We start from the raw sequence: 11932 nt of genomic DNA, 5'->3' as shown, positions 1-11932 counted from the left end.
CGGCCGTCAGGGCGTGGTGAGGGGGCGCTGCCGCGGTGCGGGGCCGCGGTCGCTGTGCGTGTCGTCGTAGCCGGCGGCCTGGAGGGCGAACAGTTCGGCGTACCGGCCGTTGGCGGCGACGAGTTCGTCGTGGCTGCCGGCCTCGACCAGCGCGCCGTCATGCAGGACGAAGATCCGGTCGGCGTGGCGGACGTTGGCCAGCCGGTGGGTGATGAGGATGGTGGTCGCCCGACCCTGCCGGTCCCGGATGGCCTGGAACAGTGCGTCCTCGGCGCGCGGGTCGAGGGCGGAGGACGGCTCGTCCATGACCAGCAGGTCGGCGTCGCGGAGGAAGCCACGGGCGGCGGTGATGCGCTGCCACTGGCCGCCGGAGAGGTCCTGACCCTTGGCGAAGGTCCGGTCGAGCAGCGTCTCGTACCCGTGGGGCAGGTCCTGGATCATGTTGTGCGCGACGGCGCGGGCGGCGGCGGCCTCGATCCGGTCCTGCCGGGCCTCGCTCTCGACATCGCCGACGGCGATGTTCGTCGCGGCGGTGAACGGCCACTTGTGATACTCCTGGGTGACCACCGCGATGCGGGCCCGCAGCCCGGCGAGGTTCCACTCGGGCAGGGGCCGCCCGTTCCAGCAGATGACCCCCTCGGTGGGGGCGCGGAGGGTGGCGATCATCGCGGCGAGGGTGGTCTTGCCCGAGCCGTTCTCGCCGACGAAGGCCACCGTCTGCCCCGCCGCGATCGTCAGCGTCACGCGGTCGACGGCGGGCGTGTCCCGGTCGGGGTAGCGCAGGCTGACCTCCCGTACGGTCAGCTCGCGCAGCGGACCGGGTGCGGCGTCCGTGGCGCTCGTGGCCGCATCGGGCAGGTAGGCGGCGGCCCGGAGCATGAACCCGGTGTAGTCGCTGAAGTGCTGGCCCTCGGTGTAGACGCGGTCGACCTGGAACGTGGCGACGGACAGCGAGCGCTGCGCGGACTGCACCGCGACCACGCAGGTCGCCGCCGCCGCGAGCGGAATCTGGCCGTCGATGAGCAGCAGCCCGAGCAGGAGATAGACCACGCCGGTGGCGATTCCGCCGATCACCGCCCCGACGGTGGTGGTCGTGGTGACCCGGCGGGCGAGGGTGAGCTCGATGTCGGTCTCCACCTCCATCACCCGGTCGTACTGGTCCAGCAGGAACCGGCGCAGCCCGTAGGAGCGCAGCTCCGGCGCGGAGTCCCGCTCGGCCATCAGTCGGTGCAGCAACCACAACCGCCGCCGTCGCACCGACCCCGCCGTGTAGGTCCGGTACCGCAGGTGCCCGGCCCGCAGCGACGCCCAGGCCTTGGGCAACGTCGCCACCAGCAGCGCCAGCAGCAGCAACGGGTGGATGAGGACGACGGCGACCGCCACGGCGAGCAGGCCGGCCAGCCCGGCGAGCAGGTTCATCGACGCCTCCACCAGTGAGACTGTCGACTCGGTGCCCCGGGAGGCCCGTTCCATGTCGTCGGCGAACGCATCGGCGTCGAACGCCTCCAGCCGTACCGCCGTGGACACCTCGAACAGGCCGCGCTCCACCTCCCGGCTCACCCGCGGGGTGAGTCCGTTCTGTGCGTACCCGGTGGCGATGCCCATCCCGGCGCGCAGCGCGGTCGCCGCCGCCAGTACGGCGAGCGCGGGCAGTGCGGCGACCACCTTGTCCGCGGTGGGGCCACCGGCGAACAGCTCCACCAGCACCCGCTGGGTGGCCAGCAGCCCGAAGGCGGCCATCGCCCCGCCGCCGAGCGTCGCGGCGGCCACCACCGAGGTCCGGAGCCGGTCGGCCCGCCAGCTGATCCGGACTGCCGCCCAGACCAGCCTGGGCAACTCGGCGAACACGGTGAACAGGCCGGCTTCCGCCCGCGCCTGCATTCCCGTCTCCCAGAACATGGTCCGCAGCTCCGGGAGCACCGACTCCGTCGGTGCTGGGGCTGGGGCTGGCTGGTCCGATGTGGTGTCCCGTTCGGCTCGGGTCACGGACGTGCCTCCTCGGTGCGCGGTGACGTGGTTGCCGGTCGCGACCGAGGTCGTTGAAGGCGGGCGGCGGGAACGTCCCGCCGCCACCCCATCAACCCACAGCGTTCGACCAACTACCAATGGTCACCGTCGGTGACCCGCCGGTCCATCCCCCGAGGCAGGGAAGTTGGTGCGGATTCCGGCTGGAGCCGAGCGCCCGGAAGGTGTACGCCTCCTTCGCGTCGCCGCCGGGCCGGCCCCGGGCCGCGCCGCTCACACCGTCCTGGTCGGCTGGTGCGTGGGCTCGGCCGAGGCGCTGCCACGGCGTGCGGCGACGAAGCCGAAGGCGGCAGCGGTGAAGAACATCAGGATGCCGTAGATCGCGGGCGGCATGGCGATGTCGGTGTTGTCGAGCAGGGCCGGGCTGAGCGCGATCGTGATGGCCAGGGTGGCGTTGTGGACGCCGATCTCGAACGACGACGCGACCGAATCCCGGTGCCCGACGCGCAGCAGGCGCGGCGCCGCGTACCCGATGGCCAGGCTGAGCAGGTTGAACAGCAGAGCGACGAGGCCGACCGCGCCGATGGTGGCGGCGAGTTCGTCCTTGACGCCGAGCGCCGCGCCGATGATCACGACAACGAGGACCACGATGGAGAGGATCTTCACCGGTCGTTGCATACGGGCGGCGAACTCGGGACGACGCTGGCGGACGATCATACCGACCACGATCGGGATCAGCACCAGGGCGAAGACCTGGAGCACCTTGTCGAACTGGAGGCCGAGTGAACTGTCCGAACCCATGAACGCGGTGACGGACAGGTTGACGATCAGGGGCAGCGTGAACAGGGCGAGCACCGAGTTGATGGCGGTCAGGGTGACGTTGAGCGCGACGTTGCCCTTGAACAGGTGGCTGTAGAGGCTGGCCGTGCTGCCGCCGGGGGAGGCGGCGAGCAGCATCATCCCGACGGCCAACTCCGGACGCAGGTCGGCGGCGAGCACCAGGCCCAGGCAGATGGCCGGCAGGACCAGCATCTGGCAGACCAGGGAGACGATCACGGCCCGGGGATAAGCGACGACGCGGCGGAAGTCGGCCAGGGTCAGGGTGAGGCCGAGTCCGAGCATGACGATGCCCAACGCGACGGGGAAGAGCACAAGCGACAAACCGGTATTCACGGCTGGGCCTCCTGATCGCGTACGCCAGGGATCACCGGATCCTCACACCACGACGGTGCGCTCGCATCTTGCAACGTACGTGGATCGTCGTCAATGGCCGCCGCCCACCGGCCCGTGCCACGGCGCTGGCCCCGGCCCGACGCCGCGACGCCGGTCAGAAGGGCCAGTGGCCGCGCGACCCCGCCTCGATGAGCGGGATCATGGCGAACGCGGCGTCGGACAGGCCGCCGAACGTGTGCCGGTTGCCGGCCGTCGGCGCGTGTCCGACCCGGTATCCGGCCAGGTTCCAGGTGTACACCGGAACCCGCGCGGGCACGGCGGCCGTGACGTCATGTGCGCCCTGCCAGTGCGCCTGCTCGTCGGTGAGGATGACCACCCGGTCGTGCCGGTCGTAGTGCTCGCGTACCGCCTTCCCGGTCTCGGTCCCGCGGCCGTAGAAGAAGCCGCCCTCCTTGAACCGGCGCACCGCCGCCAGCACCGACTCGCCGGCGACGGCCGGGAACACCGCGCTGGCGTTGGAGAACGACACCACCGTGGCCTCCCGCGCTCGGGCGTCCAGCGCGAGGCCGAACACGGTGGCCGCGTCCCAGCAGCGCAGCGTGCCGTCCCTGCTGAACGCGCTGTTCATCGACCCCGACGTGTCGATCAGGATCAGGGTCCGCGCGTCCAGGGCGGGCACGTTCGCCAGCGCCTGCCGCAACGCCTTCTCCAACGGGTACGCCCACCGCAGGCTCGGTGCCGCGTTGTACGCCGACAGGTACCGCATCGGCAGCACGCGTGACCGGGCGACCTCGTCCGGATCGGCCAGCCTGGCCGCCACCGCCTCGGCGACGGCGTCGCTGACGCCGGCCCGGTCGAAGTTGCGCAGGTTGCGCAGCAGCGCCAGGTAGCCCATGTTCGGGATGACCGCCTCCCACGCGGCGGCGTCCATCGCGGTCTGCCGCCAGCCCGCGAGGGCCTCCCAGGTCATGCCGGCCGCGCCCAGCACCGCCGGGTCGGTGACCTCCGCGCGCCGCTCGACCGGCAACGCCATGAGCTCGGCCCGGGCCGCCAGCACCGTCAGGGACTGCGGCAACGGGTTGTCGCGTTTGTGCCGGCGGTCCAACGCGTGTCGGAAGAGGTCGCCCTGCCGCTCGTCCCGCGCCGTCGGGTGGGTCAGGTCGATGACGTCGCCGAACCGTACCGCGCTGCCGTCGGCGTCGTACTTGAGCAGGCTCCGCTCGTGGTACAGCCGCACCGCCGCGTCGGCGATGCCCCGCTTGACCGGCTTGGGCATCGCCCGCCCGTGGCGGCCCAGCCAGTACGCGATGGCCTCGCCCGGCTCGTCGGCCCGCTGCAACGCGGAGTCGACCACGGCCCGGGAGCCCGGGATGCCGGCGGCGACCTGGGCGCGGGCGCCCTCCAGGGCGGCCACGACGGACGCCGAACGCAGCATCGCGCCGGTACGCAGCCAACGCACGAAGCGCGCGAACCAGTCGGGGTCGGCGACAGCCACGGCGGCGACCAGCTCACGGAACCGGGCGTCCCGGTCGGCGACGCCCTCGTAGAAGGTGTCCTCACCGACCATGTTCGACACACCCAGCAGGAACAGTTCGGTGCGCGGCTCGCGGGTGAAACCGGGCGCGCCCTCGGCGGTGACGACGTCCTGCTGGTTGCCCCGCTTGAGGTTGAACTTGGCCATCGTGTCCCCCACATGCCGTCGAGCGGTAGGAGGCACGACCGCACCGGGTATCCGAGACCGAGGTCGGCGACGGAGGTGGCTGCCGTCCACCCGTGGGTGTCCGGCGGACCGAGACCCCCATGGGGGATCACTGAAGCAACCGTTGCCTGCGCACCGGATACCGGTGTGGTCGCGCCTCCCGAGATCTGAGCCGGCGACGGACGGGCTCTTCAACGGGGCGTGCGCCCCTCCAAGATGTAACCGTCGCCTTCGCACCGGGAGGTGCGGGCACGACGGTAGCGGTGGCGGCGACAGGCGGACAACGGAGTTTGCCGGCCCATGGTCACGGAGGCCGGAAACGGGCGACGCCACGTACCCGAGATCAAGGTCGGACACAGCTTCGCGGATTCCCACCGCGGGCCAGGCTGCAAGCCAGGAAGTAGCTGTCTCCGTCGCACCGGGGTACGCGGCGTGGCACCCCTTCCGAGATCAGAACGGCAACGGAGACCGGCCCTCGCGGGCCAAGGTGACCTGGGCTGCTGATCGACACCGCCTTTCGGCGGCGGCGGGATTTGCACCCGCGTCTCCCCGTTGAAAGCGGAAGTAGCCGTTGCCTGCGCACCGGGAGGTGTCCGACGAGGGTAAGCGAAGCTCGCGTACACCGGCAAGCCGCTTTGTGGCACGACATCCTCCGGGCGGTCAGGTCACACAACGGATCGGGAGCCAGCGGCGTGGCCGGGCAGCCGGCGGGCCAGCTCGCGGCGCAGTACGCCCCGGCCGGGCGTCATGCCCGCGAGCGGGATCACCAGCTCGTACGGTCGGCTCTGCCCGTACCCGGCCCACTGCCAGCGGCGCAGCGGCGGCCGGGTCCGGTCCGGGTCGACCGGCTCGACGACCGTCCTGAGCAGCTCAGGCTCGCAGAGCCCGCACCGCAGTGGACGACATCGTCGCCAACTCCGGCCGGGCAGGCATGAACAACGTCGTGACGCCCAGCGCCTCATTCATCGTGGCGAGTTCGTACTCACGCAAGAAATCGGTCGAGTTCCTGACCCCGCGGATGATCAGCCCGCACCCATTCCGCCGGCAATAGTCGGCGGTCAACCCATGCCACGCGGCCACCGTGACGTTCTCCCAGCCCGCCGGAAGCAGGCCCCGGATCTCCCTCGCCCGCGCAACAGTCGTCCCAGACGGCTGCTTGCCGTCGTTGACGGCAACGAGGACTGTGACCTGATCGAACATGCGGCGCGCGCGGTCGACAACATCCAGATGACCCGGCGTGAACGGATCGAACGTCCCTGGATAGACCGCTCGGGTCGACCCGGGACTGCCATCAGCCGCGTGAGTCACCAAGCCAGACTAAGCCAGCGGCAGACCCGAGCCCGCCTCACGCCGGGCCTCGTCGGACGAACTTCAGTGGGCGAAGCCCGCGTGGTTCCCCGACGGGTCAGGCGCGGGACCACTTCTGGTTGGCGTCGCCGGAGCAGTCCCACAGTTGCAGCTTGCCTCCGTTGTCGGGGTTGCGGTCGCGTACGTCGACGCAGCGGTTCGCGCTGAGGTTGACCAGGTCGCCCGCGGCGTTGAGGGTGAAGCGTTGCACCGGGTTGCCGTTGCAGGTGACGAGGTTGACCTCGGTGCCGTTCGCCGTGCCGGCCCAGGCCGGGTCCATGCACTTGCCCATCGCCCGGACGGTGCCGTCGGAGGCGAACGTCCATGCCTGCGCGGCGGTGGTGTTGCAGTCCCAGATCTGCAGCTTGGCCCCGTCGACCGGGTTGGCGCTGGGGATGTCGACGCAGCGACCGCTCAGCGCGCCCCGCAGCCGGGTGGTGCCGGTCGGCGGGTTGCCGCCGGAGGTGTAGCCCGACACCCGTACGTAGTCCACGAGCATCTGCTGGGGGAACTGGGTGGAGGCGTCGGGGTAGCCCGGCCAGTTCCCACCCACCGCCACGTTGAGGAGCATGAAGAAGGGGTGGTCGAACACCCAGCGGTTGCCGCCCAGTCGGCCCGGGTCGACCCGGTGGAACTCGACGCCGTCGAGGTACCAGATGATGGAGTTCGGTTCCCAGTCCACCCGGTAGGTGTGGAAGGCGTCGGCGAGCGGCTGGCCGATCGTGCGGCTGCCGGTGATGCCGCCGCCGCCCGAGTAGCCCGGGCCGTGGATGGTGCCGTAGACGGTGTTCGGCTCCCTGCCGATGTTCTCCATGATGTCGATCTCGCCCGCGTTCGGCCAGCCCACGCTGCCCATGTCGTTGCCGAGCATCCAGAACGCCGGCCAGATGCCCTGCCCGCGCGGGATCTTGATGCGGGCCTCGAAGCGGCCGTACGCCTGGGTGAAGGTCGCCGCCGTGAGCAGCCGGGCCGAGGTGTACTCGCACCGGCCGTAGTGGCACTGGTAGTTGGCGGGGTTCTCCCGGCGGGCGGTGATCACCAGGTTGCCCTGGCCGTCGTGCACCGCGTTGCTCGTGCTGTTGGTGTAGTACTGCCGTTCGTTGTTGCCCCAACCGCCGCCGCCGATGTCGAAGCGCCATTTGCTCTGGTCGACGGGCGTGCCGGCCGGCGCGTTGAACTCGTCCTGCCAGGTGATCCCCCGATGGCGGCTTCGGCAGGCTCGGGCCGGACCGGCAGGACGAGGGCCACCGTGGCACCGATGATCGCGATCGCGGCGAGGGCGAGCGCCCGTCGCCGGCGACGGTTACGTACTCCGAACATGTGGGACCTCCTTGGCAACTGCGCCGGCGCGAGGTCTCTCGCGGCGGACGATCGGCCGATCGGCATGGGGCGGGGCGGCGCGGCCGGGTGCCGGCTCAGCCGCGACGCCACTTCTGGTTGGCGGTGCCGGCGCAGTCCCACAGCTGTAGGCGGGCGCCGTCGGAGTTGTTCCAGTCCCTGATGTCGACGCATTTGTTCGCCTGGGGGTTGACCAGGTCGCCGGCTGCGGAGAGGACGAACTGCTGCGCCGGGTTGCCGCTACAGGTGGCGATCTGGATCGTCGCGCCGTTGGCGGTGGAGCCCCAGGCCACGTCCACGCACATGTTGTTCTGGGTACGCAGGGTGCCGCCGGTGAAACTCCAGGCCTGCGCGTTGGTGCCGTTGCAGGTCCAGGTCTGCAGGGGGATCCCGTCGGAGAAGTTGGAGTTCGGCACGTCGATGCACCGGTTGTTCCAGTTGCTGATCAGCCGGCTCCCGCCGCCGCCGGTGGTGACCAGGGACAACCCGTAGACGCCGAGGATCTCGTTGACCGGCTGGAACCAGGTCGTGCCGCCCGTGGAGCAGTTGCCGGAACCGCCGGACGTGACGCCCTGGGCCTGGTTGCCGGAGATCCAGGCCCCGCCGGAGTCGCCTCCTTCGGCGCAGGCGTTGCTGCGGGTCAGGCCCGACACCGCACCCTGTGGGTAGTTGACGGTCTCGTTGCGGCCGAGGATGGTTCCGCAGCGCCAGCCGGTGGTGCGCCCGGAGCGGCAGACCGAGCTGCCGATCGCCGCGTCCTGCGAGCCGGCCACCGTCACGTTCCCACCGGCGTGGTTGTTCACCCACGGCTGCGGCGTCCAGGAGCCGTTGGTGCGCACCCATCCGTAGTCGTTGCCGGGGAACGACGACCCGGCGAACGTGCCCTGTGAGACGTTGTTGAAGCCGAGGGTCGGGCTGCCGACGCCTCCGCAGTGGCCGGCGGTGACGAAACCGCCGACGACCGCGAAGCCGACCGAGCACAGGGTGTTGCCGTTGATGACGTACTGGTCGCCGCCACGGATGTCGTAGAGCGGGCGGGGCGCGTCGGGGGAGGTGACCACCCGGATGGCGTCCGTGGGGACGCCGCTGGCCTTCGCGTACGCGACCGCCTCGGCGGCGGCGTCCGGCCGGGCCGTCACGACCACGCTGTTGCGGGCGACGTCGACGTGCCAGCCGTGGACGTCGCGGGGATCGGCGGCGGCGGTGCGCCGGTCGAGGGCGTGCTTGACCGCGTCGAGGGTGCGCTGGCTGCGGGCGACGACCGCGACGTCGGCGCCCTCGGCGCGGACGGCCGGGGCGAGCGCGGCATCCGTGACGGCGACGGTGAGGCGTTGCGCGCCGGGCGGGATCCACGCGCCGGCGAACGCGGGGCCGAGCTTCGCGTGCAGGCGCCTCTCGACCACCGGTGCCGTCGCCTCGGTGCGCAGGCGTTCGTCGACCTGTGCGGCGGTGAGGCCGAGGTCGCGGCGCATCGCCTCGACCAGGGCGGGGGCGGGGCCGGTGGTGGCCGCCGGGCCGGGGGCCGGGGCGTCGGGGGCTCTGTCGCTCGCTTGGCCCGCCGACGGCGTCAGGCCGACGAGCAGAAGGGCGGCGGCGGGGACGAGCACGCGCAGTCTTCGAGACAAGAGGTTCCTCCCGGTGCGGCGAGGGCGGCAGCGCATTCAAGAGAGCGCTCTCACGCTGAAGTCTGTCGATGTGTCAGGTTTCTGTCAAGAAAGTTGTCGGTTGCTGCTTCCCGGCGTCAGGCGGTGGAGAGCAGGCCGCGCGCTGCTCGTACCTGGTCGACGGCCCGACGGAGGGCCATCACGATCCGGTCCTCGCCGGCGGCATCCAGCCGGGCCACCGGCACCGACAGGCTGATCGCGTCGGTCGCCGGCAGCGCCAGGGGTACGGCCGTGGCGAAGCAGACGATGCCCTCGGTGTTCTCCTCGCGGTCGACCGCGTACCCGCGCTCCCGGACGGCGGCGAGCTCGGCGCGCAGCGCGTCCGGGTCGGTGACGGTGTGCGGGGTGAGCGCGGGCAGCGGCCAGGTCAGCACCCCGTCGAGCGCCTCGTCCGGGCGCTCGGCGAGCAGCGCCTTGCCCAGGGCGGTGGCGTGCGCCGGCAGTTGCCGTCCGATCGCGCTGTAGAGCCGCAGCGGGTGCACCGACTCGCGCTTGGCGAGGTAGACGATGTGTGCGCCGTCCAGGCGGCCGAGGTGGACGGTCTCGCCGAACTGCCGGGACAGGTCGTCGAGCACCCCGCCCAGCAGGCCCACGGTGTCGTCGCTGGTGAGGTACGCGGCGCCGACCTGGAGCGCGCGCACCCCCAGCCCGAACCGGGTGCCGGTGGGATCGCTCTCCACCCAGCCGCGCTGGGCCATGGTGCGCAGGATGCCGTGCAGGCTGCTCTTCGGGATGTCCAGCGCGCGGGCCAGGTCGACCAGGGAACGCCGCTGCGGCGAGGCGGCCAGCGCCTCGAGCACCTCCAGCGTCCGGGTGGAGGACTTCACGGGTTGGAACCCGCCGGGCAGCGTCATGGCCGCCACTCTAGCGGGGTTGACAGCCAGGCTGACCCGGCTATGGTCACATATGTGACTGGCGTACAAGATGATGAACAGAGACATGCGGCCGTTGCGGCCGTCGGTGCGGCCCGGATCCTGCCGGTCGTCGTGCTCGACGCCGCCCGCGACGCCGCTCCGCTGGCCGACGCGCTCCTGCGGGGCGGGCTGCGCTGCGCCGAGGTGACCTTCCGCACCGACGCCGCCGCCGAGTCGATCCGCGTCATGTCCGAGCGACCCGACCTGCTCGTCGGCGCCGGCACCGTGCTGAGCCCGGCCCAGGTCGACCAGGCGGTCGAGGCCGGTGCCCGGTTCGTCGTCACCCCCGGGTTCTCCCCGGCGGTCGTCCGGCGCTGCCAGGAGCTGGGCGTGCCCGTCTTCCCCGGCGTCGCCACCGGCACCGAGATCCAGATGGCCCTCGACGCCGGGCTCGACACGGTCAAGTTCTTCCCCGCCGAGCAGCTCGGCGGCGTCGGGACGATCAAGGCGCTGGCCGCGCCGTACCGCTCGGTGCGGTTCATCCCGACCGGCGGGGTCAACACCGGCAACCTCTCCGACTACCTGGCCCTGCCCGCCGTGCTGGCGGTCGGTGGCACCTGGATGGTCGCCCCCGACCTGATCGCCGCCGGGCGTTGGGACGAGGTCGCCGCCCGCACCGCCGCGGCCGTCGAGGCCGCCCGACCCACCGGGGAGGCCTGAGCCATGCTGTCGATCCGTCCGGCCGGCGAGTGCCGGTACGACCTGGTCTCGCTGGGCGAGATCATGCTGCGGCTCGACCCGGGCGAGGGCCGGGTGCGTACGGCCCGCACCTTCCGGGCCTGGGAGGGCGGTGGCGAGTACAACGTGGCACGTGGCCTGCGCCGCTGCTTCGGGCTGCGGACCGCCGTGGTCACCGCGTTCGCCGACAACGAGGTGGGCCGGCTGCTGGAGGACCTCGTGCTCCAGGGCGGGGTGGACACCTCGCTGGTGACCTGGCTGCCCTACGACGGGGTCGGCCGCGCCGTCCGCAACGGCCTCAACTTCACCGAGCGCGGCTTCGGCGTCCGGGGCGCCGTCGGCACCTCCGACCGGGGCCACAGCGCCGCCAGTCAACTGCGGCCCGACCAGGTGGACTGGGACCACCTGTTCGGCACGCTGGGGGTGCGGTGGCTGCACACCGGCGGCATCTACGCGGCCCTGTCCGAGACCACCCCGGAGACGATGGAGGCGGCGATGGCCGCCGCCGCCCGGCACGGCACCGTTGTCTCGTACGACCTCAACTACCGGCCCAGCCTCTGGAAGGCGGTCGGCGGGCAGGACCGCGCGCGGGAGGTCAACCGTCGACTGGCCCGCTACGTGGACGTGATGATCGGCAACGAGGAGGACTTCACCGCCTCGCTGGGCTTCGAGGTGCCCGGCACCGACGCCGCGCTGTCCCACCTGGAGGTGGCCAACTTCCAGCGGATGATCGAGGCCGCCACCGGGGAGTACGACAACTTCAAGGTCGTCGCCACCACCCTGCGTACGGTGCACACCGCCACCGTCAACGACTGGGGCGCGATCGCCTGGGCCGACGGCCGGTTCGTCGAGGCGACCCACCGTCCCGGCCTGGAGATCATGGACCGGGTCGGCGGCGGCGACAGCTTCGCCTCCGGCCTGATCTACGGACTGCTGGAGAAGGGTGACCTGGCCATGGCCGTCGAGTACGGCGCGGCCCACGGCGCGCTGGCGATGACCACGCCCGGCGACACCTCGATGGCCAGCCTCCGGGAGGTCGAGGCGCTCGTGCGGGGCGCCGGCGCGCGTGTCCAGCGTTGACCGCCGGCCCGCGCCCAGCGCGACGCGCACTGGCCTGAAGGAAGGGTCCCTTTCCTATGCAATAGGCGATAGGA

9 protein-coding genes are annotated in these 11932 nt (G+C 71.8%); 2 read left to right on the top strand and 7 right to left on the bottom strand.

What is annotated here, in order from left to right:
* Positions 1-6 precede the first annotated feature (6 nt).
* From GA0070608_RS31460 to GA0070608_RS31430, 7 genes are all read right to left on the bottom strand, one after another.
* Positions 7-1986 (bottom strand): ATP-binding cassette domain-containing protein, encoded by a 1980-nt coding sequence (locus GA0070608_RS31460; protein ID WP_245716044.1) that lies wholly within the window; start codon positions 1984-1986, stop codon positions 7-9.
* 252 nt (positions 1987-2238) lie between these two features.
* Positions 2239-3138 carry a bile acid:sodium symporter family protein gene (locus GA0070608_RS31455; protein ID WP_091633856.1) on the bottom strand — a complete coding sequence of 300 codons (900 nt, stop codon included), beginning with the start codon at positions 3136-3138 and terminating at the stop codon, positions 2239-2241.
* A 154-nt stretch (positions 3139-3292) separates the two neighbouring features.
* On the bottom strand, positions 3293-4819 hold the full coding sequence (locus GA0070608_RS31450) for a TROVE domain-containing protein (protein WP_091636683.1): 1527 nt from the start codon (positions 4817-4819) through the stop codon (positions 3293-3295).
* 888 nt (positions 4820-5707) lie between these two features.
* The gene (coaD, locus tag GA0070608_RS31445) at positions 5708-6145 is read right to left on the bottom strand and encodes a pantetheine-phosphate adenylyltransferase (protein ID WP_091636679.1); all 438 of its coding nucleotides are present in this window, start codon (positions 6143-6145) and stop codon (positions 5708-5710) included.
* Positions 6146-6242: 97 nt separating this feature from the next.
* Positions 6243-7247: a ricin-type beta-trefoil lectin domain protein gene (locus tag GA0070608_RS31440; protein ID WP_342672648.1), complete on the bottom strand. Its 1005-nt coding sequence runs from the start codon at positions 7245-7247 to the stop codon at positions 6243-6245.
* Positions 7248-7599: 352 nt separating this feature from the next.
* Positions 7600-9147: a ricin-type beta-trefoil lectin domain protein gene (locus GA0070608_RS31435; protein ID WP_245716043.1), complete on the bottom strand. Its 1548-nt coding sequence runs from the start codon at positions 9145-9147 to the stop codon at positions 7600-7602.
* Positions 9148-9263: 116 nt separating this feature from the next.
* Positions 9264-10040 carry an IclR family transcriptional regulator gene (locus GA0070608_RS31430; RefSeq protein WP_245716042.1) on the bottom strand — a complete coding sequence of 259 codons (777 nt, stop codon included), beginning with the start codon at positions 10038-10040 and terminating at the stop codon, positions 9264-9266.
* A gap of 54 nt (positions 10041-10094) precedes the next feature.
* Here GA0070608_RS31430 and eda point away from each other — a divergent pair, with 54 nt between their 5' ends.
* Both eda and GA0070608_RS31420 read left to right on the top strand, forming a co-directional pair.
* Positions 10095-10760, top strand: a complete 666-nt coding sequence (eda, locus tag GA0070608_RS31425; protein WP_245716041.1) for a bifunctional 4-hydroxy-2-oxoglutarate aldolase/2-dehydro-3-deoxy-phosphogluconate aldolase — start codon at positions 10095-10097, stop codon at positions 10758-10760.
* A gap of 3 nt (positions 10761-10763) precedes the next feature.
* Positions 10764-11858 carry a sugar kinase gene (locus GA0070608_RS31420; RefSeq protein WP_091633841.1) on the top strand — a complete coding sequence of 365 codons (1095 nt, stop codon included), beginning with the start codon at positions 10764-10766 and terminating at the stop codon, positions 11856-11858.
* Positions 11859-11932: the final 74 nt, after the last annotated feature.

Source organism: Micromonospora peucetia, assembly GCF_900091625.1.
Taxonomy (GTDB): domain Bacteria; phylum Actinomycetota; class Actinomycetes; order Mycobacteriales; family Micromonosporaceae; genus Micromonospora; species Micromonospora peucetia.
The sequence above is the reverse complement of the archived record's forward strand: the minus strand, read 5'-3'. Positions and strand labels throughout refer to the sequence as shown.